The organism is Pseudomonas sp. NFACC41-3, from assembly GCF_900109505.1.
GTDB classification, from domain to species: Bacteria; Pseudomonadota; Gammaproteobacteria; order Pseudomonadales; family Pseudomonadaceae; genus Aquipseudomonas; species Aquipseudomonas chlororaphis.
The window spans coordinates 294,815-318,593 of sequence record NZ_FOAE01000006.1 but is presented as its reverse complement, the minus strand read 5'-3'; the positions used below and the strand labels follow the sequence as shown (position 1 = coordinate 318,593).

The following is a 23,779-nucleotide window of genomic DNA, read 5'->3' as shown; positions in this document are numbered from 1 at the left end:
CCGGTTCGCGGCTCTATGCTGGAGGCAGTTTCATCTTTGCAGCCGCCGACCCAAGCCCCCCAGGAAAGCCGCCATGCGTGCGCACTGCCTTTATCTGCTGTTGCTGGCCGCCCTGCCGGCCGCCGCGCAGATCTACCGCTACACCGACGCCCACGGCAATACCGCCTACAGCGACCAGCCGCCGGCCGGCGTGTCCGGTCAGGCCGTCGAGCTCGCGCCGCTGAATCGCATCGAGGCACCCCGGCCGCTCACACCGCCCGGCGTCGAGCCTGAACAGACGACACCCTCCAACGCACCGGCCTACACCACCCTGGAGCTGAGCGGCGTACCAAACGGCGGCGTGATCCGCGCCAACAACGGCACCTTCAATATCGAGGTCCGTCTGCAACCGTCCCTGCACAACGAGCATCGCCTGCGCCTGCTGCTGGACGACCAACCCTATGGCCAGCCCGGCAACCAGCCAAGCCTGCAACTGCTGAATATCGATCGCGGCGAGCACCGCCTGGCGGTGCAGGTGCTCGATGGCGAGCGGGTGATCCAGCAAAGCCCGGTGCTGATCTTCACCCTGCAACGGGTTCATCGGCCCTGAGGTGTTGTCGCGCCTGAATCTGCGAATACAGACGCCGCTCATGCTCAAGTAACCAGCGTTTGCGCCAGAGCCCGCCGCCATAACCGGTGAGCGAACCGTCGGAACCTATCACCCGGTGACAGGCAATCACGATGGCGATCTGATTGGCGCCATTGGCCCGGGCCATGGCCCGCACGGCGGAGGCCGAACCGATGCCGCTCGCCACCTCGGCATAACTGCGGGTAACGCCTGGAGGTATCGCCCTGAGGGCCTGCCAGACCGTGCGGTTAAAGGCCGAAGCATTCAGCGCCAGCGGCGTGGCAAAGCTCGCCGACTCCCCGGCGAAAAATCGCCGCAATTCGCTTTCGATCTGGTCGATGGGGGCAAAACGCCCGAAACCGATGGTCGAGCCGGTGTGCTCTTGCAAGCGCTTCAGCTCAGTGGCCAGGGCCGGACGGTCGAAGAACTCCAGCAGATGCAGGGCCTGCGCATCGGCCACCGCCAGCATCACGCCGATCGGGGTTTGTAGCCAGTCGGCTTTGAGCAGTTCGCGACCGCGCAGGTTCGACGGTGGCTGGCCGAGCAACCGGGTGAAGGCACTGCGAAAGCCGCTATCGGAATCGAAACTGGCGCTGATCTGCGCATCGATCACGCTGGCGCCACCCGCCAGTTGCTGCATGCCCTCGCCGATCCGCCGCAGCCGGGCCATTTCCAGGAAGGTCACGCCAAAGTGGCGCTTGAAGGCCCGGCGCACCGTGGAAGGGTCGAAGCCGAGCTCGATCAGGTCGCCTTCATACCAGCGTTTGTCGGCATTGTTTTCCAGCAAGGCCAACAGCTGTTTGACCAGAGGTTCCTGGGCGCCTGTCTGCTCCAGCGGGCGGCAGCGCAGGCAGGCGCGAAAACCAGCCTCGACGCAGGCCTTGATCGAACTGAAGAACACCGTGTTTTCGCGCTTGGGCTTGCGCGCCGCGCAGGTCAGCCGACAGAACACGCCCGTGCTCTTGACCCCGACGAAAGCGAACCCGTCATAGGCCGGGTCGCGCTCGAGCAAGGCGCGGTACAGGGTGTCGTCATCGGGCAGTTGGAACAGCAAGGGGGCGTTGTCCATGGCCGTCTCCAGCACCAGAGGGAAATGTCTGTGCACTGTAGAGCAGCGCCGCAACGGATGCCGCCGCAAATCAGGCGTTGATTCGCCAGCGAGCCCCTAAGCCCCACGCCACGCTAAAAAGCATGGCCAAAGGACCTGCCGTCATTCCGCATCGATAATCCAGGCCAAGGCAGGTTGCAGATTCTGGCCTGCGGGTAGCCGGCTATTCTCTAGCGCAGCCCGGAACGAATCGCACTATATTGGTGCGCCAAACTGCCCCCGCATCTATCCACAGCCCATTTTGGTTCGAAAGTACCCAGCGCAGCCGGCAAAACGCTGCGAAACAGAACTTTAAACGTCCGTTTCAGGGCTCGAGCGCTTCTTTTCGGAGCCTTGGTTTGGTTTTTGCATTTTCTCGATACCAGCGCCTTATTCGCGCGCGCAATCCTGGGCCGGCCCGGGATTGCCTTGTTTCAAAAGAGGTCAACATTTACCCATGACCATCAGCGATCAACTGCACCGCTTGCTACTCGACAACCTGACCACCGCGACCATCCTGCTCAACGCCGACCTGCGCCTTGAGTACATGAACCCGGCGGCGGAGATGTTGTTGGCCATCAGTGGCCAGCGCAGCCATGGGCAATTCATCAGCGAACTGTTCACCGAGTCGGCCGAAGCCCTGAGCTCCCTGCGCCAGGCGGTGGAACAGGCGCACCCGTTCACCAAGCGCGAAGCCATGCTCACCGCGCTGACCGGCCAGACCCTGACCGTGGACTACGCGGTGACGCCGATCCTGAGCAATGGCGACACCCTGCTGTTGCTGGAAGTCCACCCCCGTGACCGCCTGCTGCGGATCACCAAGGAAGAGGCCCAGCTGTCCAAGCAGGAAACCAGCAAGATGCTGGTGCGCGGCCTGGCCCACGAGATCAAGAACCCCCTCGGCGGGATTCGCGGCGCCGCCCAGTTGCTGGCCCGCGAACTGCCGGACGAGAACCTCAAGGACTACACCAACGTCATCATCGAAGAGGCCGACCGCCTGCGGAACCTGGTGGACCGCATGCTCGGCTCCAACAAGCTGCCGTCGCTGGCCATGTGCAACGTGCACGAAGTGCTGGAGCGCGTGAGCAGCCTGGTGGAAGCCGAAAGCCAGGGCTGCATCACCCTGGTGCGCGACTACGACCCGAGCATTCCCGATGTGCTGATCGACCGCGAGCAGATGATCCAGGCGGTGCTGAACATCGTGCGCAACGCGATGCAGGCCATCAGCAGCCAGAACGAGCTGCGCCTGGGCCGCATCAGCCTGCGCACCCGCACCATGCGCCAGTTCACCATCGGCCACGTGCGCCACCGCCTGGTGACCAAGATCGAGATCATCGACAACGGCCCGGGGATCCCCGCGGAACTCCAGGAAACCATCTTCTTCCCCATGGTCAGCGGCCGTCCGGACGGTACCGGGCTGGGCCTGGCCATTACCCAGAACATCATCAGCCAGCACCAGGGCCTGATCGAGTGTGACAGCCATCCCGGCCACACCACGTTCTCGATCTTTCTGCCACTGGAACAAGGAGCCCCATCGACATGAGCCGTAGTGAAACCGTGTGGATCGTCGATGACGACCGTTCTATCCGTTGGGTTCTGGAGAAAGCCTTGCAACAGGAAGGCATGACCACCCAGAGCTTCGATAGCGCCGATGGTGTGATGAGTCGCCTGGCCCGCCAGCAACCGGACGTGATCATCTCCGACATCCGCATGCCCGGCGCCAGTGGCCTGGACCTGCTGGCGCGGATCCGCGAGCAGCACCCGCGCCTGCCGGTGATCATCATGACCGCGCATTCGGACCTGGACAGCGCTGTCGCCTCCTATCAGGGCGGCGCCTTCGAGTACCTGCCCAAGCCGTTCGATGTCGACGAAGCGGTGTCCCTGGTCAAGCGCGCCAACCAGCACGCCCAGGAGCAGCAGGGCCTGGAAGTGATCCCGGCGCTGGCCCGCACCCCGGAAATCATCGGTGAAGCGCCGGCGATGCAGGAGGTGTTCCGCGCCATCGGTCGCCTCAGCCATTCCAACATCACCGTGCTGATCAACGGTGAGTCCGGTACCGGTAAAGAGCTGGTGGCTCACGCCCTGCACCGCCACAGCCCGCGGGCGGCTTCGCCGTTCATCGCGCTGAACATGGCGGCGATCCCCAAGGACCTGATGGAATCCGAGCTGTTCGGCCATGAAAAAGGCGCCTTCACCGGCGCGGCCAACCTGCGGCGCGGGCGCTTCGAACAGGCCGACGGCGGCACGCTGTTCCTCGACGAGATCGGCGACATGCCGGCCGACACCCAGACCCGACTGCTGCGGGTGCTGGCCGACGGCGAGTTCTACCGGGTCGGCGGGCATACGCCGGTCAAGGTCGATGTGCGCATCATCGCCGCGACCCACCAGAACCTGGAAACCCTGGTGCACGCCGGCAAGTTCCGCGAGGACCTGTTCCATCGCCTGAACGTGATCCGCATCCATATCCCGCGCCTGTCGGACCGTCGCGAAGACATTCCGACCCTGGCCAAGCACTTCCTCAGCCGCGCCGCCCAGGAGCTGGCCGTCGAGCCCAAGCTGCTGAAAAGCGAGACCGAGGAATACCTGAAGAACCTGCCGTGGCCCGGCAACGTGCGCCAGTTGGAGAACACCTGCCGCTGGATCACTGTGATGGCTTCGGGTCGCGAGGTGCATATCAGCGACCTGCCGCCGGAACTGCTGAGCCTGCCGCAGGATTCGGCGCCGGTGACCAACTGGGAACAGGCCCTGCGCCAGTGGGCCGACCAGGCCCTGGCACGCGGCCAGTCGAGCCTGCTGGACAGCGCGGTGCCGAGCTTCGAGCGGATCATGATCGAGACCGCCCTCAAGCACACCGCCGGCCGCCGACGCGACGCCGCCGTGCTGCTGGGCTGGGGCCGCAACACCCTGACGCGCAAGATCAAGGAGTTGGGGATGAAGGTCGACGGCGGGGATGACGACGACAGCGACGAGGGCTGAGCCAGGTAATCCCCTGTAGCCGCTGCCGCAGGCTGCGATAAGGCCGAAGGCCTTCAGCGATCTTGAGATCCTGCGCGCCCTTCGGTCGCGAGCGCAGCCTTCGGCAGCGGCTACAGGGCAAGGCATTCGTGTTGTGCCGAATGACAGATCCAATCGCGGGCAAGCCTCGCTCCTACAGATGCGGTCGTGGGAGCGGGGCTTGCCCGCGATGCTTTTTGTGCACCGCAATGGTGAGCCTGCACTGCCCGAATGCGCAGCTGGGCGTGGGATTTCCCCGTGGGCGATCTCGATTTTTCTCGCAAGAACATATCCACAAAACGGCGAAAGCCCCGTAAACCGGGGCTTTCAGCTTTCCTTGAAAATTCGCTTAACCGTTTAAGCCAGAATTGGCACGCCCCCTGCAAAGACAAGATCACGAGTGCAGTCACTCACCCGTTTTGGGGACCTTGGTACAGGCAGGCCGAGAATCCCCTTCTTTACACCCGGAACCCATACCGCTCGCAGCGACGGGTTCCAGCCGGTTTGGGGAACCCTGGTACAGGCAGGCCAGGGATTCCCTCTTTAACACCCGGGCTCATCACGCTCACAGCGACGAGCCCCACCCGTTTCGGGAACCTTGGTACAGGCAGGCCGGGGATTCCCTCTTTACATCGGGCCCAGCGCAATCAGCGCGGCCCTCACGCTTTTGGGAACCTTGGTACAGGCAGGCCGGGGCTTCCCCTCTTTACACCGGGCCCGGCGCAATCAGCGCCCCGCCCTCACGCTTTTGGGGACCTTGGTACAGGCAGGCCGGGAATCCCCTCTTTTATTTCTCGCGCAGCTGGATCTCCAGGCGCCAGCGCCCGTCGACCTCGCTGCCCGACCATTCGGCGTGCAGCGCTCTTGCTGCGACCACGTTCAGCAGCAACCCTTCCTCAGCCGCCCGCACCCGCCAGTTGGCATCCTTGTCGTTGATCTTCAACTGGCCCTTTTGCGCCCGCCCCTCGGCCTCGAACAACAGCGCCACAGCCCCGTCGATGTGCTCGCCATGAACCTTGGGCTCGTTGTTGAACCACACCACCAGGGCATTGGGCTGGACCTGCACCTCCTGCAACTCGGTGGGGTCCGGGGTGGTGAGGCGACCAATCATCAGCCCGACCATCACGCCAAAGATCGCCAGCGAGCCGAATACCCGCAGCATTAGCTTCGGCCGGACGTCCGCTTCAGGCGTAGAATGCGGCCTGTCTTTTTCTTCGGAGCCGTGCATGTTTCACGTCATCCTTTTTCAACCAGAAATTCCGCCGAATACCGGCAATGTAATCAGGCTGTGCGCCAATAGCGGCTGCCACCTGCATTTGATCGAGCCGCTGGGTTTCGAAATGGACGACAAGCGCCTGCGCCGGGCCGGCCTCGACTACCACGAGTACGCCACCCTGCAGCGCCATGCCGACCTCGCCAGCTGTCTTGAAAGCCTAGGCCATCCGCGCCTGTTCGCCTTCACCACCAAGGGCTCGCGACCTTTCCACGACGCCAGCTTCGCCGAGGGCGATGCCTTCGTGTTCGGCCCGGAAAGCCGTGGCTTGCCCGCCGAGGTACTGGACGCCCTGCCCGCCGAGCAACGCCTGCGCCTGCCCATGCGCGAAGGCTGCCGCAGCCTGAACCTGTCCAACACCGTGGCGGTGGCTGTCTACGAAGCCTGGCGCCAGCTGGGCTTCAAATAAGCCCCCACCTATGCACGACTCCTTGTAGCCGCTGCCGCAGGCTGCGATAAGGCCGAAGGCCTTCAGCGTGCTCAAGACCTGGCGCCTCCTTCGGAGGCGATCGCAGCCTTCGGCAGCGGCTACAGGTTTGGCGCCGGCTATCGGCATCAGTCTCGAAACCTTGGGCCCGAACATGAAAAAAGCGCCTGAAACGGCGCTTTTTTCATGGAACCCGGCAGCTTATTGAACGGTGCCTTCACCGGCCGCCTGCAGGCGTTGCAGCTCTTGCGCGTACAGCGCGTCGAAGTTCACCGGAGCCAGCATCAGGGCCGGGAACGAACCGCGGGTCACCAGGCTGTCCAGCGCTTCGCGAGCGTACGGGAACAGGATGTTCGGGCAGAACGCGCCCAGGGTGTGGCTCATCGAAGCGTCGTCCAGGTTCTTGATCAGGAAGATACCGGCCTGTTGCACTTCGGCGATGAACGCCACTTCGTCGCCGTTCTTCACGGTGACCGACAGGGTCAGCACGACTTCGTGGAAACCCTCTTCCAGCGCCTTCTGACGGGTGTTCAGGTCCAGGCCGACGCTCGGCTCCCACTGCTGGCGGAAGATCGCCGGGCTTTTCGGAGCTTCGAAAGACAGGTCACGCACATAGATACGCTGCAGCGAGAATTGCGGTGCGGATTCGTCTTCGGTCGCAGCGGTGTTCTGTTGGTCAGTCATCTCAGATCCTTCTTGATCTCGGGGTCATGTAGGGTTTGCTGAACTTGGGTGGTCAGTCAGGCCGCGAGCAGCGCGTCGAGCTTGCCGGCGCGCTCCAGGGCGAACAGATCGTCACAACCGCCCACATGGGTGCTGCCGATCCAGATCTGCGGCACGGACGTGCGCCCGGCCTTCTGGGCCATTTCGGCGCGAACCTGCGGCTTGCCGTCGACCTTGATCTCTTCGAAGGCTACGCCTTTGTTCTCGAGCAGGTACTTGGCCCGCGAGCAGTAGGGGCAGTAATCGCTGGAATAGACGACGACAGTAGCCATATCACTTCACCAGCGGCAGGTTGTCGGCTTTCCAGCTGCCAACGCCGCCGGACAGCTTGGCGGCGGTGAAGCCGGACTTCATCAGCTCGCGAGCGTGGGTGCCGGCGTGCTGACCCAGGGCGTCGACCAGAATGATGGTCTTGGCCTTGTGCTTTTCCAGCTCGCCCACGCGGGCGGCCAGTTTGTCTTGAGGGATGTTCAACGCGCCGACGATATGGCCCGCGGCGAAGTCCTTGGTCGGACGGATATCGATCACCACGCCCTGCTCGCTGTTCACCAGCGCGGTCAGTTCACGGGTGCTGAGGCTGCGGCCGCCGCGGCTCAACTCGTGAGCGATCAACAGAGCCAGCAAGATGACGAAGGCGCCGACGAGCAAGTAGTGTTCAGTGGCGAATTGAATCAGGTGAGCAACCATCAAGGAGGTTCCAGGGCGTTAAAATGTCGGCCAGTATACACAGCCCTCCGGGTCGGCCAAACCCCGCCCGGCGGTGACGCCACCGGAACTTCGCTTTAAACTGCCACTCCCTTTTTCCAACATTCTCCCAATCCAGCCACGAGTGGAATCTATGACTACCACGCCTAAACCTTTGGTCCTGATGATTCTGGATGGCTTCGGTCACAGCGAGAGCCACGAATCCAACGCTATCTATGCAGCCAAGAAGCCGGTCCTCGACCGCCTGTGCGCCAGCGTGCCGAACGGCCTGATCTCGGGTTCGGGCATGGATGTCGGCCTGCCGGACGGCCAGATGGGCAACTCCGAAGTCGGTCACATGAACCTCGGCGCCGGCCGCGTGGTGTACCAGGATTTCACCCGTGTCACCAAGGCCATCCGCGATGGCGAATTCTTCGAGAATCCGACCATTTGCGCCGCCGTGGATAAAGCCGTGGCCGCCGGCAAGGCCGTGCATATCCTCGGCCTGCTGTCCGATGGCGGCGTGCACAGCCACCAGGACCATCTGGTAGCCATGGCCGAACTGGCCTTCAAGCGTGGCGCCGAGAAGATCTACCTGCACGCCTTCCTCGACGGCCGCGACACCCCGCCGAAAAGCGCCACCTCGTCGATCGAACTGCTGGATGAAACCTTCAAGACCCTGGGCAAGGGCCGCATCGCCAGCCTGATCGGCCGCTACTTCGCCATGGACCGCGACAACCGCTGGGACCGCGTGGCCCAGGCCTACAACCTGATCGTCGACGGCAAGGGCGAATTCAACGCCGCCACCGCCCAGGAAGGCCTGCAGGCCGCCTACGAGCGTGGCGAAAGCGACGAGTTCGTCAAGGCCACCACCCTCGGCGAGCCAGTGAAAGTCGAGGACGGCGACGCCGTGGTGTTCATGAACTTCCGCGCCGACCGCGCCCGCGAGCTGAGCCGGGTATTCGTCGAGGACGGTTTCAAGGAATTCGAGCGCGCCCGCCAGCCGAAACTGGCCGGTTTCGTCATGCTGACCCAGTACGCGGCAAGCATTCCAGCCCCTTCGGCCTTTGCCCCGGGCAGCCTGGAAAACGTGCTGGGCGATTACCTGGCGAAAAACGGCAAGACCCAGCTGCGCATCGCCGAAACCGAAAAATACGCCCACGTGACCTTCTTCTTCTCCGGCGGCCGCGAAGAGCCGTTCCCGGGCGAAGAGCGCATCCTGATCCCGTCGCCGAAAGTCGCCACCTACGACCTGCAACCGGAAATGAGCGCACCGGAAGTCACCGACCGGATCGTCGACGCCATCGAAAACCAGCGCTACGACGTGATCGTGGTCAACTACGCCAACGGCGACATGGTCGGCCACAGCGGCGTGTTCGACGCGGCGGTCAAGGCCGTCGAGTGCCTGGACCTGTGCGTCGGCCGTATCGTCGATGCCCTGGAAAAGGTCGGCGGCGAAGCCCTGATCACCGCCGACCACGGCAACGTCGAGCAGATGTCCGACGCTTCCACCGGCCAGGCCCACACCGCCCACACCAGCGAGCCGGTGCCGTTCATCTATGTGGGCAAGCGCGACCTGAAAGTCCGTGAAGGCGGAGTCCTGGCCGACGTGGCGCCGACCATGCTGAAACTGCTGGGCCTGCCGCAGCCCGCGGAAATGACTGGCACTTCGATACTGGTCTGATATCAAAAAGACCAAATAATGGGCCGCAAACGGCTTTTTATGACGAACGCCTCAAAGCAGTTGGCTTTGAGGCGTTTTTTTTGCAGCGAGGGGCGGGCATACTAGGCCGTCCCTTTCCCTGGTGTCGCCCGCCTCTATGCTTCGCGCCCTGATTACCCTTGCTCTGATCTGCCTGCTCCAACCGGCCTTCGCCGACGAGCGCGCGCAAACCCAACAGCAGTTGGACGCCACGCGTCAGGATATTGCCGAGCTGAAAAAGCTGCTGGGCAAGCTGCAGGAAGAAAAGTCCGGCGTGCAGAAAGACCTGCGCGGCACCGAAACCGAGATGGGCAAGCTGGAAAAGCAGGTCGATGCCCTGCAGAAAGAGCTGAAGAAAAGCGAATCCGAGCTGCAGCGACTCGATGAGGAGAAAAAAAAACTCCAGAGCGCGCGCATTGAACAGCAACGACTGATCGCCATTCAGGCCCGCGCGGCCTACCAGAATGGTCGCCAGGAGTACCTCAAGCTGCTGCTCAACCAGCAGAACCCGGAAAAATTCGCCCGCACACTCACCTATTACGACTACCTGAGCCAGGCCCGCCTGGAGCAGCTGAAGAATTTCAACGAGACCCTGCGCCAGCTGGCCAATGTCGAAAAGGAAATCTCCCTGCAGCAAGCCCAGCTGCTGGTGCAGAAAAGCAGCCTCGACACCCAGCGTGAAGAACTCGACAAGGTCCGCAAGGAACGCCAGGTGGCCCTGGCCAAGCTCAATGACGACGTGAAGGCCCGTGGCGACAAGCTCAAGGCCCGCGAACAGGACCAGGCCGATTTGGGCAAGGTCCTGAAAACCATCGAGGAAACCCTGGCCCGCCAGGCCCGAGAGGCGGAAGAAGCGCGACAGAAAGCGCTGATCGCCCAGCAGGAAGCCGAAAAAAAGCGTTTGCGTGAGGCCCAGGCCAGTGCCGACGAGAGCCCGAGCAAGCCGCCCCGAGCGACGCCCGGCCCCTTGGTTTCCAGCGCAGGCGCCTCCTATGGAGGCCCGTTTGCTTCATCCCGTGGAAAACTTCCATGGCCGGTTGATGGTCGACTGCTGGCGCGCTTCGGCGAAAGCCGCGGCGACGATGCCCGGACCAAGTGGGACGGGGTGATGATCAGCGCCTCGGCCGGCAGCCAGGTGCATGCCGTCCATGGCGGCCGTGTAGTGTTCGCCGACTGGTTGCGCGGCGCCGGCCTGCTGGTGATCCTCGACCACGGCAACGGCTACTTGAGCCTCTACGGACACAACCAGACGCTGCTTAAAGAAGCGGGCGATATCGTCAAGGCCGGCGAGTCCATCTCCACTGTCGGTAGCAGTGGTGGACAGGGCGCGCCTGCACTGTACTTCGCTATTCGCCAGCAGGGTCGCCCAAGCGACCCGGCACAATGGTGCCGCGCGCAAGGATAAGCGCGCCATCTCATTCAGGAGTTCGTTCGACATGCTGCATTTGTCCCGCCTCACCTCGCTGGCCCTGACGATCGCTCTGGTGATCGGTGCGCCCCTGGCGTTCGCCGCCGAAACCGCTCAGTCGGCAGCCGCCACGACCACCAAGGCGCCATTGCCGCTCGAAGAGCTGCGCACCTTCGCCGAGGTCATGGATCGGATCAAGGCCGCCTATGTCGAACCCGTCGATGACAAGACCCTGCTGGAAAACGCCATCAAGGGCATGCTCAGCAACCTTGACCCGCACTCGGCCTACCTGGGCCCTGAAGACTTCGCCGAGCTGCAGGAAAGCACCAGCGGCGAGTTCGGCGGCCTGGGCATCGAAGTCGGCGCCGAGGACGGCATCATCAAAGTGGTGTCGCCGATCGACGACACCCCGGCGTCCAAGGCCGGCATCCAGGCCGGCGACCTGATCGTCAAGATCAACGGCCAGCCGACCCGCGGCCAGAGCATGACCGAAGCCGTGGACAAGATGCGCGGCAAGATCGGCCAGAAGATCACCCTGACCCTGGTACGCGACGGCGGTGCGCCGTTCGACGTGACCCTGGCCCGCGCCACCATCCAGGTGAAGAGCGTGAAGAGCCAGCTGCTGGAGTCGGGCTACGGCTATATCCGCATCACCCAGTTCCAGGTCAAGACCGGCGAGGAAGTCTCCAAGGCCCTGGCCAAGCTGCGCAAGGACAACGGCAAGAAGCTCAACGGCATCATCCTCGACTTGCGCAACAACCCGGGCGGCGTGCTGCAATCGGCGGTGGAAGTGGTCGACCACTTCATCACCAAGGGCCTGATCGTCTACACCAAGGGCCGCATCGCCAACTCCGAGCTGCGCTTCTCCGCCACCGGCAAGGACGAAAGCGAAGCGGTGCCGATGGTGGTGCTGATCAACGGTGGCAGCGCCTCGGCTTCGGAAATCGTCGCCGGCGCCCTGCAGGACCAGAAACGCGCGGTGCTGATGGGCACCACCAGCTTCGGCAAGGGCTCGGTGCAAACCGTGCTGCCACTGAACAACGACCGTGCGCTGAAGATCACCACTGCGCTGTACTTCACGCCGAACGGCCGTTCGATCCAGGCCCAGGGCATCGTGCCGGACATCGAGGTGCGCCGCGCCAAGATCACCAGCGAAGCGCAGGACAACGAGTACTTCAAGGAAGCCGACCTGCAAGGCCACCTGGGCAATGGCAACGGCGGCGCCGACAAGCCGACCGCTTCCGGCAGCAAGCCCAAGCCGATGCCGCAGGACGACGACTACCAGCTGGCCCAGGCCCTCAGCCTGCTCAAGGGCCTGAGCATCACCCGCAGCAAGTGATGGAGCCCATCGCGAGCAAGCCCGCCGCCTCCTCTGCAGGAGCGAAGCTTGCTCGCGATGGCGCCCTGATGACCGCCACACCCTGCCAAGGCTTTACCCGAACCCTATGCTTCAAACTTCCATGATCACTCACCGCCAACCCCTCCCACGGTTGTCGTGGAGGCTCATGATCGGGCTTCTGTGCCTCCTCGCCTTCACCTCGCTCCAGGCCGCCGAGCCCGCCCCGCGCAAGGCCTACCTGAGCCTGATCATCGACGACCTCGGGCAGAACCTGCCCCGCGATCGCCGCGTACTCGCCCTGCCCGGCCCGGTGACCACGGCGATCATGCCCGACACGCCCCACGCCGCCGAGTTCGCCCGCGAAGCCCATCGCGCCGGCAAGATCGTCATCCTGCACATGCCCATGGACCCGGCTACCGGCCCCTTCGCCTGGCACCCCGAGCTGCCCATCGAAGAGCTGGAAAAGCGCCTCAACGCCGCCTTCAAGGCCGTGCCCTACACCAGCGGCATCAACAACCACATGGGCAGCCGCATGACCTCCCAGCCCCAGGCCATGGCCTGGCTGATGGCCGAGTTGCAGCGCCGCCACAAATTCTTTGTCGACAGCCGCACCAGCGCCAAGACCGTGGCCGCCGCCGAGGCGCAGAAGATCGGCCTGGCCAGCGTGTCCCGCGATGTGTTCCTCGACGACGAACGCACCGAAGCGGCGATTGGCACCCAGCTGCAGACCGCGATCAACCTGGCGCGCAAGCAGGGTTCGGCGGTGGTGATCGGCCATCCCTACCCGCAGACCCTGGCGGTGCTTGAACGCGAACTGCCCAGGCTCAAGGCCCAGGGCATCGACTGGATCGATATCAAGTTGATGATCAGCGTGCGCAGCAACAAGGCCATGGCCGGGCACGGCAAGGATGGGGTTTACCGCTGACACCAACATGCCCTGTAGCCGCTGCCGCAGGCTGCGATCGGGCGCGCAGCGGCCGCTAATGCGGCCAGCACATAATCCTGGGTGGCGTGGAATATCGTTGGCGACGGCTACGCCGTCGATCGCAGCCTGCGGCAGCGGCTACAGGGGAGCAATCAGAGATAGCGCCCCATGATCTCTTCCACCACGCCTTCCTCGCGCAGTTGATCCAGCGCGGCCTGCAGCCGGGCGACGGTCTCGTCCGGCACTTCTTTGTTCAGCGCCAGGTACAGCTGGGCGCTGTGGAAGCGCAGCACGGTCTTGAGCCCGGTCACGCCTTCCTGCCTGGCCAGATAGCGCCCGGCGGGATCGCCAGTGGCCCATAGGTCGATCTGGCCGCCGACCAGCTTCCTGGCGTTGTCCTGGTCCCTCAGCACCACCAGCGGCTTGAGTCCTTGCTTGGCCAGGGTCTCGGCAATGGCGTCGCCCTTGTAGGCACCAATCCGGTATTTGCGTGCCTGCTCCAGGGATTGCAGGGCGATCTTGCTATCGCCCCGGGCCAGCATGATCCAGTCATCCGGGCCGATGGGGCCGACCCATTTGAACAGCGGCTCCCGGTCCGGCAACCGCGCCATGACAAACACGCCGTACCCCGGCTGCTCCAGGGCGAGCTTGTAGATGCGCTCCCAGGGAAAACGCAGGGTCAGGCTGTAATTGATCCCGGCACGCTTGAACATTTCGCGGACGATATCCACGGCGATGCCGTTGATATTCTCGCCCTGGGCGAAGTTCTTGCCGTTCTTGGCCATGTTGTAGGGGGGGAAGTTTTCCGTCAGCAGCACCAGGGAGGTGCCTGGCGTTTGCGCTGCGCAAGCGCCTGCGGCGAAGAGGACCGAAGCGCTGGCAAGAACAAGAAGAAGACGTTTGAACATGACGGGCTACCGGAATCCATGGCGTGCCCAAGAGTGCCGCGAGCCCGCCATGCTGTCCAGTGGCTACCGCACGACGATGCCGCGGTGCGCCATATAAGCCTTGGCTTCCGGAACCGTGTATTCGCCGAAGTGGAAGATACTTGCCGCCAGCACCGCGCTGGCGTGGCCTTCGAGGATGCCATCGGCCAGATGCTGCAGGTTGCCGACCCCGCCCGAGGCGATCACCGGAATGCCCAGGGCATCGCTGATGGCGCGGGTCACACCCAGGTCGAAGCCGTTTTTCATGCCGTCCTGGTCCATGCTGGTCAGCAGGATTTCGCCGGCGCCCAGGCCTTCCATCTTCTTCGCCCACTCCACCGCGTCCAGCCCGGTGGGTTTGCGCCCGCCGTGGGTAAATATCTCCCAGCGCGGGGTTTCGCCCGGCCCGGACACCTTCTTCGCATCGATGGCGACGACGATGCACTGCGAGCCGAAATGCTGCGCCGCTTCGCCGACGAACTCGGGGTTGAACACCGCCGCGGTGTTGATCGAGACCTTATCCGCCCCGGCGTTGAGCAGGTTGCGGATGTCCTGCACGGTGCGCACGCCACCGCCCACGGTCAGCGGGATGAACACCTGGCTGGCCATGCGCTCGACGGTGTGCAGCGTGGTGTCGCGGCCATCGACGCTGGCGGTGATGTCGAGAAAGGTAATCTCGTCCGCGCCCTGCTCGTCGTAGCGACGGGCGATTTCCACCGGATCGCCGGCATCGCGGATGTTCTCGAACTTGACGCCCTTGACCACCCGGCCGTTGTCCACGTCCAGGCAAGGGATGATGCGTTTAGCCAGCGCCATGGTGAGTCCTCAGCCTTGGTACGAATCGCAGAAGGCTTGCGCCTCGGCGACGTCGAGGGTGCCTTCGTAGATCGCGCGGCCGGTGATGGCGCCGATGATCCCCGGAGCCTTGGCATCCAGCAGGGCCTTGATGTCGCCCAGGTTGTGGATACCGCCGGAAGCGATCACCGGGATCCTGGTGGCAGCGGCCAGGGCTGCGGTGAAGGGTACGTTGCAGCCCTGCATCATGCCGTCTTTGGCGATGTCGGTATAAACGATGGCGGACACGCCGTCGGCTTCGAAGCGCTTGGCCAGGTCGATGACCTGCACGCTGCTGACCTCGGCCCAGCCGTCGGTGGCGACGAAACCGTCCTTGGCGTCCAGGCCGACGATCACCTTGCCCGGGAAGGCGCGGCAGGCTTGCGCAACGAACTCCGGCTCTTTCACCGCCTTGGTGCCGATGATCACGTAGCTCACGCCGGCCTTGACGTAGTGCTCGATGGTTTCCAGCGAGCGGATGCCGCCACCGATCTGGATTGGCAGATTCGGGTAGCGCTTGGCGATGGCGGTGACCACCTCGCCGTTGACCGGCTGGCCTTCGAAGGCGCCGTTCAGGTCGACCAGATGCAGACGGCGGCAGCCGCCCTCCACCCACTTGGCAGCCATGCTCACCGGGTCATCGGAGAACACCGTGGAATCTTCCATGCGGCCCTGGCGCAGACGTACACAGGCACCGTCTTTAAGATCGATAGCGGGGATAATCAGCATGCTTTTTCCTTCGTCAAAAGAGCGGCAAGCTGCAAGCGACAAGCTGCAAGCATGCGGTGTACCAATTCTTGCAGCTTGCGGCTTGCAGCTGCTCCTAATTTTTTTCGAGCGCCCACAGGTCGCTTTCGATGCTTTCGAACCGCTCTTTGAGCTGGGCCTGCACATCGAAAATCGCCCTGTTGTAATAGTGCGGAGCAATTTCGCGGGTAAACAGTTCAAGAATCTCGGCCGCCTCGAACGAGCCCAGGTCGAGCTCGAAGCGATCTTCCATGAAGCGCTGGATCTTGTGATTGGCCTCACTCTCCTGCTCGGGCGTGAGGGTCAGGATCGGCGCCTTCTTCTTGACCGCCATTTACCAGCGACCGTCCCACGCCGCGAAGTTCTGCAGCAATTGCAGGCCATGGGTATGGCTTTTCTCCGGGTGGAACTGCACGGCGAAGCGCGAGCCCTCGGCCAGTGCCGCGGCGAAATCGACGCCGTAGTGGCCGCTACCGACCACCTGCCGCGCGTTGCCGGCGGCGATGTAGTAGCTGTGCACGAAGTAGAAGCGCGCCAGGTCCGGGATGTTGTGCCACAGCGGGTGGCTCACCGCCTGTTTCACTTCGTTCCAGCCCATGTGCGGGACTTTCAGGTGCTCGCCGTCCTCATGCAGGCCCTTGCCGAAGAACTTCACCTGGCCGGGGAACAGGCCGATGCAGTCGACGCCGTCGTTCTCTTCGCTGCGGTCGAGCAAGGCTTGCATGCCCACGCAGATGCCGAGGAACGGACGGTCCTGGCTGACTTCACGCACCAGCGTGTCGAAGCCCAGGCGACGGATCTCCGCCATGCAGTCGCGAATCGCGCCGACGCCGGGGAATACCACCCGGTCGGCTTCGCGAATCACATCGGCATCGCTGGTGATCAGCACCTTGCCGGCGCCAACGTGCTCGAGGGCCTTGGCCACCGAGTGCAGGTTGCCCATGCTGTAATCGATAACCGCGACCGTCTGCATTACAGCACGCCCTTGGTCGAAGGCATCTGCCCGGCCATGCGGTCATCCAGCTCCACGGCCATGCGCAGCGCACGGCCGAAAGCCTTGAACACGGTTTCGATCTGGTGGTGGGTGTTGTGCCCGCGCAGGTTGTCGATGTGCAGGGTGACGTTGGCGTGGTTGACGAAGCCCTGGAAGAATTCCTGGAACAGGTCGACATCGAAGCCGCCCACGGTGGCGCGGGTGTAAGGCACATGCATCTGCAGGCCAGGGCGGCCGGAGAAGTCGATCACCACGCGCGACAGCGCTTCATCGAGCGGCACGTAGGCGTGGCCGTAGCGACGGATGCCCTTCTTGTCGCCGATGGCTTTGGTGAAGGCCTGACCCAGGGTGATACCGACGTCCTCCACGGTGTGGTGGTCGTCGATATGCAAGTCGCCTTTGCTTTCGATATCCAGGTCGATCAGCCCGTGACGGGCGATCTGGTCCAGCATGTGCTCAAGGAAGGGAACCCCGATATCGAATCGGGCCTTTCCGGTGCCATCCAGGTTGATCGAGGCTTTGATCTGGGTTTCCAGAGTGTCGCGCTCGACGGACGCCTTACGTTCGGCCATCACCAGCTCCGCAAAATCATTGGGCGAAAAAGGCGAACATTATAGGCCGGACGGCGGCTAAACAGGAACACGTAGGACAAGATCCTGACGGGCGCAACCCAATAAAGCCGGGGCTGTACCTGTCATGACAAGCAATATGCAACCTGTAGCCGCTGCCGCGGGCTGCGATCGGCCCGGGCCGCGTTCGGAGAACGGCCGTAGCGATTCTGAAATCGCTGAAGGGCCTGCGGACCTTATCGCAGCCTTCGGCAGCGGCTACATCCTTGCCAGCGAAGCCTTAGTGGAACAACACCGCGGTCTTCTGCAGGGTGACCCACACGCCCCACGCCAGCGGAATACCCACCACCAGCCAGGCGGCGACCGCCAGCGGCACGCTGCCGGACGAGGCTTTCCACTCCAGCACGGTGGTGCTGTCCGCGCCCTTATCATGGCCCAGCGCCTGTTCGGCGGCCAGCTCGGCGTCGGTCATGAAGTACTTGTCGGCCACCGGACGCACCAGCAGGTTGCACAGGAAACCCAGCACCAGCAGACCGGCGAGGATGTACAGGGTGATGTCGTAGGCCGCGGCACGCTCGACGCCGATGCTCAGCTGGTATTCACGCAGGTAGTTCACCAGTACCGGGCCAAGCACGCCTGCCGCCGCCCAGGCAGTCAGCAGACGACCGTGGATCGCGCCCACCATCTGGGTGCCGAACAGGTCCGCCAGGTAGGCCGGAACCGTGGCGAAACCGCCGCCGTACATCGACAGGATGATGCAGAACGCCGCCACGAACAGCGCGACGTTGCCCAGATGCCCGAGGTTCGGGATCAGCGCATACAGGGCAAAACCCAGGGCGAAGAACACGAAGTAGGTGTTCTTGCGTCCCAGGTAGTCGGAGAACGACGCCCAGAAGAAACGACCACCGATATTGAACAGGCTCAGCAGACCGGTGAAGCCGGCGGCGATCGCGGCGATCGACGCCAGTTGCGAGGCATCCAGCTGACCGAAGGCCAGTTCATTGCCCAGCAGCTTGCCGGCGAAGACTTCCTGCAACAGCGGCGAAGCCATGCCGAGGATGCCGATACCCGCGGAAACGTTCAGGCACAGCACCAGCCATACCAGGCGGAACTGCGGAGTTTTCCAGGCCACGTTCACATGCACGTGACGGTGGGTGATCATCGCGTTCGCGGCTTTTTTCGCCGGCGGGGTCCAACCCTCAGGCTTCCAGCCGGTCGGTGGTACGCGGTACGACAGCGCGCCACCGATCATGAACACGAAGTAGATCGCCGCCATCACCAGGAAGCTCTGCCAGACGCCGACACCGGTTGGCGAAGCGAAGTGACTCATCAGTGCCGCCGCCAGCGGCGCACCGACCATCGCACCACCGCCGAAGCCCATGATCGCCATGCCGGTGGCCATGCCGCGCTTGTCCGGGAACCATTTGATCAGGGTCGACACCGGCGAGATGTAACCCAGGCCCAGGCCGATACCGCCGATCACGCCGGAGCCGAGCCACATCAGCCAGATCTGGTGGGTATAGATCCCCAGCGCCGAAATCAGCAGGCCGCCGCACCAGCACAGCGCCGATACCACACCGGCCTTGCGCGGGCCGGCGTGCTCCAGCCAGCCGCCCCAGATCGCCGCGGAGCAGCCGAGGAAGATGAAGAACAGGGTGTAGATCCAGCCGAGCATCGAGATCGGCCAGTCGCACTGGGACGAAAAGACCTGAGCGATAAACCCCATGTCCGGGGCGCAGGCCACCGGAGCGGTCACGCCCAGGGCCTTGGACAGCGGCAACCAGAACACCGAGAAGCCGTAGGCCATGCCGATGCACAGGTGGATGGCCAGAGCGGCCGGTGGAACCAGCCAACGGTTGAAACCGGGCTTGGCGATGATGCGTTCTTTGGACAAGAACGCCGGCTGGACGGCAATCGCGCCCGCCTCGGTGCTAGTGCTCATGAGTGTTTCCCCCAATTATTGGAATTATTCGCCGGCCACTCTTCACTCACGACCTTTGCACGCAGACGTGGTCGTTTTATCGAGTGAAGCTCCATAGAGTGCGACTTTTGGTCGCGGAAGGGCAGATGAACGGCGAAAGATTACCATTTGCTCGTGACAGAAAAAGCAAACTGCCATCACCTTTTCTGCGTCATCTGTACCGGAAGACGGCAATAGCGCGCTCCTACAGAAGCGCGCGGCCCCGCCGACGACGCGTGCCCCCTCGCCAGCCCATGCGCTGCTGTCGATAATGGCCAGCCATTCCTTCGCTCTGCACAGGATTCCCCATGCCCATCGTTGTCGAGTCGCTGAAAGAAATCAGCTATCAGGATCAGCAGGACCTGCAGAAGATCTACCGCGACGCCCCGCCCTGGCTGTTCGCGCCGCAGCGCGACGATATGGAACTGATCGAGGCCGCCCTGGGCGACGGCAGCCTGATCGCCGGGCGCTTCAACGACCGCCTGCTGGGCGCCGCCCGCCTGCAACGGCACCAAGGCGTCTGGCACCTGTCCCAAATGTGTGTGCGCAAGATCACCCGGCGTCGCGGCGTGGCCGAGCGACTGGTGAGCGAAGCCCGGACAATGGCCGCCCGGCACGGCGCCACCTTGCGCCTGCTGGCCCCCGCCGGGCACCTCGAAGCCCAGGCCCTGGCGGCCAAGCTGCAGATACCGCTGGATGTGCTGCAAAACGATCAGTGACCAGTGGCCAGGTCCGGGGCGTTATACTCCCCGGCTAAATTCGAATTCGACACTACAAGGACTCGCCCATGAAAGCGTTCGGCAAAATCCTGGGTCTGGTACTTCTCGGGCTGTTGCTGATCATCGTGGCTCTCGGCTTCGCCCTGACTCACCTGTTTGATCCCAACGACTACAAAGAAGAAATCCGCCAGATAGCCCGCGACAAGGCCCACATCGAGCTGACGCTCAATGGCGATATCGGCTGGAGCCTGTTCCCCTGGCTCGGCCTCGAACTGCATGAGGCCGGCGTCGCCACCCTGGCCAACCCGACCCAGCCGTTCGCCGATCTGCAGATGCTCGGTTTGTCGGTCCGCGTGCTGCCGCTGCTGCGCCGCGAAGTGCAGATGAGCGATGTGCGTGTCGAAGGCCTGAACCTGCGCCTGACCCGCAACAAGGATGGCCACGGCAACTGGGAAGACATCGGCAAGGTCGCCCCCGCCGACAAGCAGGCCGCAACCCCGGCCACCAGCACCGGCGAAACCACAACCACGACCCCGGCCACCACGGAAAAACCGGCGCAGCCGATCCGCCTGGATATCGACAGCCTGACCGTGAACAACGCCCGGGTGGAATACAACGACGAGCAGAGCGGCAAGCAGTTCACCGCCGAAAGCATCCAACTGAGCACCGGCCCGATCCACGAAGCGACCAATACCCCGGTCAAGCTCACCGCCTTCCTCGCCAGCACCCAGCCGGCCGTGCGCGTGCGCACCGAGTTGAAGGGCGAGCTGCGCTTCGACCGCGTCCTCAAGCGCTACCAGTTCGAAGACATGAAGCTGTCCGGCGAAGCCGCCGGCGATCCGCTGCAAGGCAAGACCCTGACCTTCGCCGCCCAGGGCCAGCTGCTGCTGGACAAGGCCGCCAACGTCGCCGAATGGAACAGCCTGAAGCTCTCGCTCAACCAGCTGCGCGCCATCGGCGAGCTCAAGGTCAACGACCTGGACAAGACCCCGCAGCTCAACGGCGGCATTTCCATCGCCCAGTTCGACCTGGCCAAGTTCGTCGACAGCATCGGCCAGACCCTGCCGGCCATGGCCGAAGGCAGCCTGAGCAAGGTCGAGCTGGTCAGCCGCCTGTCCGCCACGCCGAACAGCATCGCCCTGGAAAACATCAACCTGAAACTCGACGACAGCAGCTTCAGCGGCCGCCTGGCGGTCGAAGACCTGGCCAAGCAATCGCTGCGCGCCCAGCTCAAGGCCGACACCTTCGACGTCGACCGCTACCTGCCGCCGAAATCCGCCGAAGCCAACAGCGCTGCGGTCGCGCGCAAGGCCGAAGTGCAGAGCAGCGAAGCCAGCGCCGTCGCCGGGGCCGGCAACTCGCCGCTGCCGGACGCGCCGACCAAGGGCGCCTGGAGCACCGAGCGCCTGCTGCCGGTGGAACGCCTGAGCAAGCTGGATGTGGACGCCGACCTGAGCTTCGGCCAGTTGACCCTGGACAAGCTGCCGATCCAGAACGCCACGCTCAAGGCCAACGGCCAGGGCGGCCTGCTGAAACTCGAGGGCCTGCGCGGCGAGCTGTACAACGGCAGCTTCGAAGCCAACGGCAACCTCGACGTGCGCCAGCCAACACCGCAGTTGAGCCTGCAGACCAGGATCAACCGGGTACCGGTGGAACGCATCCTGGAAAGCCAGGGGCAGACCCCGCCGGTCAAGGGCCTGGTGACCCTCGACAGCAACCTGACCAGCAGCGGCAACAGCCAGAAGGCGCTGGTCGACGGCCTCAACGGCAACGCCAGCTTTGTCGTCAACAACGGCGTGCTGCTCAATGCCAACCTCGAACAGCAAGTGTGCCAGGGCATCGCCACGCTGAACCGCAAGACCTTGAGCAGCGAGCCGCGGGGCAAGGACACACCCTTCCAGGAACTCAAGGGCAACCTGACCCTGCGCAACGGCGTGGCCAGCAACCCGGACCTGAAAGTGCGCATCCCGGGCATGAGCGTCAAAGGCAATGGCGACATCGACCTGCGCGTACTGGGCATGGATTACCGTGTCGGCATCGTCGTCGAAGGCGACAAGAGCGACATGCCGGACCCGGCCTGCCAGGTCGGCGAACGTTTTGTCGGCATCGAACTGCCGCTGCGCTGCCGCGGCCCGCTGGAACTGGGCGCCAAGGCCTGCCGCCTGGACCGCGACGGCCTCGGCCAGGTCGCGGCCAGGCTGGCCGGCGATCGCCTCAGCGAAAAACTCGATGAGAAGCTGGGCGACAAGGTCAGCCCAGAACTGAAAAACGCACTCAAAGGGCTGTTCAAACGATGAGGGCCGAGCAGTTCGCACCGGCGGTACTGGACTGGTACGACCGCCATGGCCGCCATGACCTGCCCTGGCAGCAGGAGATCAACCCATACCGGGTATGGGTCTCGGAAATCATGTTGCAGCAGACCCAGGTCAGCACCGTGCTCAACTACTTCGACCGGTTCATGGCCTCGCTGCCGACGGTCCAGGCCCTGGCCGCCGCGCCGGAAGACGAAGTGCTGCACCTGTGGACCGGCCTGGGTTACTACACCCGCGCGCGCAACCTGCAAAAGACCGCGAAAATCGTGGTCGCCGAGTACGGCGGCGAGTTTCCCCGCGACGTGGAAAAACTCACCGGGCTGCCGGGCATCGGCCTGTCCACCGCCGGCGCCATCGCCAGCATCAGCATGGGCCTGCGCGCGCCGATCCTCGACGGTAACGTCAAGCGGGTGCTGGCGCGCTTTACCGCGCAGGAGGGCTACCCGGGCGAACCCAAGGTGGCCAAGCAGCTATGGGCCGCGGCCGAGCGCTTCACCCCGCAGACCCGGGTGAACCATTACACCCAGGCGATGATGGACCTGGGCGCCACCCTCTGCACCCGGAGCAAGCCCAGCTGCCTGCTGTGCCCCCTGGAAAGAGGCTGCGAAGCGCACATGCTGGGCCTGGAAACCCGCTACCCGATTCCCAAGCCACGCAAGACGGTCCCGCAGAAACGCACGCTGATGCCGATGCTGGCCAACCACGAAGGCGCCATTCTGCTGTACCGCCGGCCCTCCAGCGGCCTGTGGGGCGGCTTGTGGAGCCTGCCGGAGCTGGACGATCTGGCGGATCTGGAACACCTGGCTGCGCAGCACTCGCTAGAGCTGGGCAAGCAACAGGAAATGCCCGGCCTGGTGCACACCTTCAGTCACTTCCAGCTGGCCATCGAGCCCTGGCTGGTGCAGGTCCAGGCATCCACCCATCACGTGGCCGAGGCCGACTGGCTCTGGTATAACCTCGCCACCCCGCCGCGCCTGGGCCTTGCCGCCCCGGTGAAAAAGCTGCTCAAACGCGCGGCCGACGTATTGAACGCAGGAGAGTTGCAATGACCCGCACCGTAATGTGCCGCAAGTACAAAGAACAATTGCCGGGCCTGGAGCGTCCTCCGTACCCAGGTGCCAAGGGCCAGGAGATTTTCGAGCACGTGTCCGCCAAGGCCTGGGCCGACTGGCAGAAACACCAGACCCTGCTGATCAACGAAAAACGCCTGAACATGATGAACGCCGAAGACCGCAAATACCTGCAGGGCGAGATGGACAAGTTCTTCTCCGGAGAGGAATACGCCAAGGCCGACGGCTATGTGCCGCCGTCCGAGTAATTGCGCTCAAATCGGGGCGGGAACGTAAGCGGCGGTAATAATTAAACTTTTTTTCAAAACTTGCTTGACGCCCCCCCGAAAAACCCGTTTAATGCGCCCCGTTGCCCAGATAGCTCAGTCGGTAGAGCAGGGGATTGAAAATCCCCGTGTCGGCGGTTCGATTCCGTCTCTGGGCACCACTAATACCGAAACCCCTGAATCGCAAGATTCAGGGGTTTTTTATTGCCTGCG

General features: G+C 63.6%; 24 protein-coding genes and 1 tRNA gene. 13 read left to right on the top strand and 12 right to left on the bottom strand.

Annotated elements, in window-relative coordinates; translation table 11 throughout:
- Nucleotides 1–73 precede the first annotated feature (73 nt).
- Nucleotides 74–589, top strand: coding sequence for a DUF4124 domain-containing protein (locus BMY68_RS26025; protein WP_085533472.1), 516 nt, complete (start codon nucleotides 74–76; stop codon nucleotides 587–589).
- Here the strand turns inward: BMY68_RS26025 and BMY68_RS26020 are convergent.
- Nucleotides 561–1,676, bottom strand: a complete 1,116-nt coding sequence (locus tag BMY68_RS26020) for a bifunctional transcriptional activator/DNA repair enzyme AdaA (RefSeq protein ID WP_085533470.1) — start codon at nucleotides 1,674–1,676, stop codon at nucleotides 561–563. The two genes, BMY68_RS26025 and BMY68_RS26020, sit on opposite strands and share 29 nt — an antisense overlap.
- A 475-nt stretch (nucleotides 1,677–2,151) precedes the next feature.
- On the opposite strand from BMY68_RS26020, the gene glnL reads away from it, so the two are divergent.
- Nucleotides 2,152–3,237: a nitrogen regulation protein NR(II) gene (glnL, locus tag BMY68_RS26015; protein WP_009041766.1), complete on the top strand. Its 1,086-nt coding sequence runs from the start codon at nucleotides 2,152–2,154 to the stop codon at nucleotides 3,235–3,237.
- The gene (gene ntrC / locus BMY68_RS26010; protein WP_007929941.1) at nucleotides 3,234–4,670 is read left to right on the top strand and encodes a nitrogen regulation protein NR(I); all 1,437 of its coding nucleotides are present in this window, start codon (nucleotides 3,234–3,236) and stop codon (nucleotides 4,668–4,670) included. Before glnL ends, ntrC begins: the two co-directional genes overlap by 4 nt.
- Before the next feature lie 805 nt (nucleotides 4,671–5,475).
- Here the strand turns inward: ntrC and BMY68_RS26005 are convergent.
- Nucleotides 5,476–5,916: a hypothetical protein gene (locus BMY68_RS26005; RefSeq protein ID WP_085533468.1), complete on the bottom strand. Its 441-nt coding sequence runs from the start codon at nucleotides 5,914–5,916 to the stop codon at nucleotides 5,476–5,478.
- On the opposite strand from BMY68_RS26005, the gene trmL reads away from it, so the two are divergent.
- Nucleotides 5,915–6,370, top strand: a complete 456-nt coding sequence (trmL, locus tag BMY68_RS26000; protein ID WP_085533467.1) for a tRNA (uridine(34)/cytosine(34)/5-carboxymethylaminomethyluridine(34)-2'-O)-methyltransferase TrmL — start codon at nucleotides 5,915–5,917, stop codon at nucleotides 6,368–6,370. The two genes, BMY68_RS26005 and trmL, sit on opposite strands and share 2 nt — an antisense overlap.
- Nucleotides 6,371–6,589: 219 nt before the next feature.
- Here the strand turns inward: trmL and secB are convergent, their stop codons facing one another.
- From secB to BMY68_RS25985, 3 genes are read right to left on the bottom strand one after another with little or no spacing between them, the layout of a single operon-like run.
- Nucleotides 6,590–7,072: a protein-export chaperone SecB gene (gene secB / locus BMY68_RS25995; protein ID WP_007930826.1), complete on the bottom strand. Its 483-nt coding sequence runs from the start codon at nucleotides 7,070–7,072 to the stop codon at nucleotides 6,590–6,592.
- A gap of 56 nt (nucleotides 7,073–7,128) precedes the next feature.
- On the bottom strand, nucleotides 7,129–7,383 hold the full coding sequence (grxC, locus tag BMY68_RS25990; RefSeq protein ID WP_009041764.1) for a glutaredoxin 3: 255 nt from the start codon (nucleotides 7,381–7,383) through the stop codon (nucleotides 7,129–7,131).
- A gap of 1 nt (nucleotide 7,384) precedes the next feature.
- Nucleotides 7,385–7,798, bottom strand: coding sequence for a rhodanese-like domain-containing protein (locus BMY68_RS25985; RefSeq protein ID WP_007930821.1), 414 nt, complete (start codon nucleotides 7,796–7,798; stop codon nucleotides 7,385–7,387).
- Nucleotides 7,799–7,949: 151 nt separating this feature from the next.
- Here BMY68_RS25985 and gpmI point away from each other — a divergent pair, with 151 nt between their 5' ends.
- The 4 genes from gpmI to BMY68_RS25965 all read left to right on the top strand — a co-directional run bounded on the left by gpmI (nucleotide 7,950) and on the right by BMY68_RS25965 (nucleotide 13,169).
- A complete protein-coding gene (gene gpmI / locus BMY68_RS25980) occupies nucleotides 7,950–9,479 on the top strand; it encodes a 2,3-bisphosphoglycerate-independent phosphoglycerate mutase (protein ID WP_007930819.1) in 1,530 nt (509 codons plus the stop codon).
- Between the two features lie 136 nt (nucleotides 9,480–9,615).
- On the top strand, nucleotides 9,616–10,902 hold the full coding sequence (locus BMY68_RS25975) for a murein hydrolase activator EnvC family protein (protein WP_053259311.1): 1,287 nt from the start codon (nucleotides 9,616–9,618) through the stop codon (nucleotides 10,900–10,902).
- Between the two features lie 31 nt (nucleotides 10,903–10,933).
- Nucleotides 10,934–12,244: a S41 family peptidase gene (locus BMY68_RS25970; RefSeq protein WP_009041761.1), complete on the top strand. Its 1,311-nt coding sequence runs from the start codon at nucleotides 10,934–10,936 to the stop codon at nucleotides 12,242–12,244.
- A gap of 166 nt (nucleotides 12,245–12,410) precedes the next feature.
- A complete protein-coding gene (locus tag BMY68_RS25965) occupies nucleotides 12,411–13,169 on the top strand; it encodes a divergent polysaccharide deacetylase family protein (RefSeq protein ID WP_092160564.1) in 759 nt (252 codons plus the stop codon).
- A 152-nt stretch (nucleotides 13,170–13,321) separates the two neighbouring features.
- On the opposite strand, the gene BMY68_RS25960 is transcribed toward BMY68_RS25965, so the two are convergent.
- The 7 genes from BMY68_RS25960 to BMY68_RS25930 form a co-directional block, all read right to left on the bottom strand.
- Nucleotides 13,322–14,077, bottom strand: a complete 756-nt coding sequence (locus BMY68_RS25960) for a substrate-binding periplasmic protein (protein WP_009041759.1) — start codon at nucleotides 14,075–14,077, stop codon at nucleotides 13,322–13,324.
- Nucleotides 14,078–14,140: 63 nt separating this feature from the next.
- Entirely contained in the window at nucleotides 14,141–14,911 is a 771-nt protein-coding gene (gene hisF, locus BMY68_RS25955) for an imidazole glycerol phosphate synthase subunit HisF (RefSeq protein ID WP_007921812.1), read from the bottom strand.
- 9 nt (nucleotides 14,912–14,920) lie between these two features.
- Nucleotides 14,921–15,658 carry a 1-(5-phosphoribosyl)-5-[(5-phosphoribosylamino)methylideneamino]imidazole-4-carboxamide isomerase gene (gene hisA / locus BMY68_RS25950; RefSeq protein ID WP_009041758.1) on the bottom strand — a complete coding sequence of 246 codons (738 nt, stop codon included), beginning with the start codon at nucleotides 15,656–15,658 and terminating at the stop codon, nucleotides 14,921–14,923.
- 94 nt (nucleotides 15,659–15,752) lie between these two features.
- Nucleotides 15,753–16,010 (bottom strand): DUF2164 domain-containing protein, encoded by a 258-nt coding sequence (locus tag BMY68_RS25945; RefSeq protein ID WP_007921810.1) that lies wholly within the window; start codon nucleotides 16,008–16,010, stop codon nucleotides 15,753–15,755.
- Nucleotides 16,011–16,649, bottom strand: a complete 639-nt coding sequence (gene hisH, locus BMY68_RS25940) for an imidazole glycerol phosphate synthase subunit HisH (protein ID WP_085533463.1) — start codon at nucleotides 16,647–16,649, stop codon at nucleotides 16,011–16,013.
- A complete protein-coding gene (gene hisB, locus BMY68_RS25935) occupies nucleotides 16,649–17,242 on the bottom strand; it encodes an imidazoleglycerol-phosphate dehydratase HisB (protein ID WP_007921806.1) in 594 nt (197 codons plus the stop codon). The genes hisH and hisB overlap by 1 nt, the downstream gene beginning before the upstream one ends.
- A 277-nt stretch (nucleotides 17,243–17,519) precedes the next feature.
- Nucleotides 17,520–19,181, bottom strand: a complete 1,662-nt coding sequence (locus BMY68_RS25930) for an OFA family MFS transporter (RefSeq protein WP_009041755.1) — start codon at nucleotides 19,179–19,181, stop codon at nucleotides 17,520–17,522.
- Between the two features lie 326 nt (nucleotides 19,182–19,507).
- On the opposite strand from BMY68_RS25930, the gene BMY68_RS25925 reads away from it, so the two are divergent.
- The 5 genes from BMY68_RS25925 (at nucleotide 19,508) to BMY68_RS25905 (ending at nucleotide 23,727) form a co-directional block, all read left to right on the top strand.
- The gene (locus BMY68_RS25925) at nucleotides 19,508–19,918 is read left to right on the top strand and encodes an acetyl-CoA sensor PanZ family protein (protein ID WP_085533461.1); all 411 of its coding nucleotides are present in this window, start codon (nucleotides 19,508–19,510) and stop codon (nucleotides 19,916–19,918) included.
- Nucleotides 19,919–19,986: 68 nt separating this feature from the next.
- A complete protein-coding gene (locus BMY68_RS25920; RefSeq protein WP_085533460.1) occupies nucleotides 19,987–22,215 on the top strand; it encodes an AsmA family protein in 2,229 nt (742 codons plus the stop codon).
- Nucleotides 22,212–23,279 (top strand): A/G-specific adenine glycosylase, encoded by a 1,068-nt coding sequence (gene mutY, locus BMY68_RS25915; RefSeq protein ID WP_085533458.1) that lies wholly within the window; start codon nucleotides 22,212–22,214, stop codon nucleotides 23,277–23,279. The genes BMY68_RS25920 and mutY overlap by 4 nt, the downstream gene beginning before the upstream one ends.
- The gene (locus BMY68_RS25910) at nucleotides 23,276–23,548 is read left to right on the top strand and encodes an oxidative damage protection protein (RefSeq protein WP_007921798.1); all 273 of its coding nucleotides are present in this window, start codon (nucleotides 23,276–23,278) and stop codon (nucleotides 23,546–23,548) included. The genes mutY and BMY68_RS25910 overlap by 4 nt, the downstream gene beginning before the upstream one ends.
- Nucleotides 23,549–23,651: 103 nt before the next feature.
- A tRNA-Phe gene (locus BMY68_RS25905) sits at nucleotides 23,652–23,727 on the top strand.
- The last annotated feature ends 52 nt before the right edge of the window (nucleotides 23,728–23,779 follow it).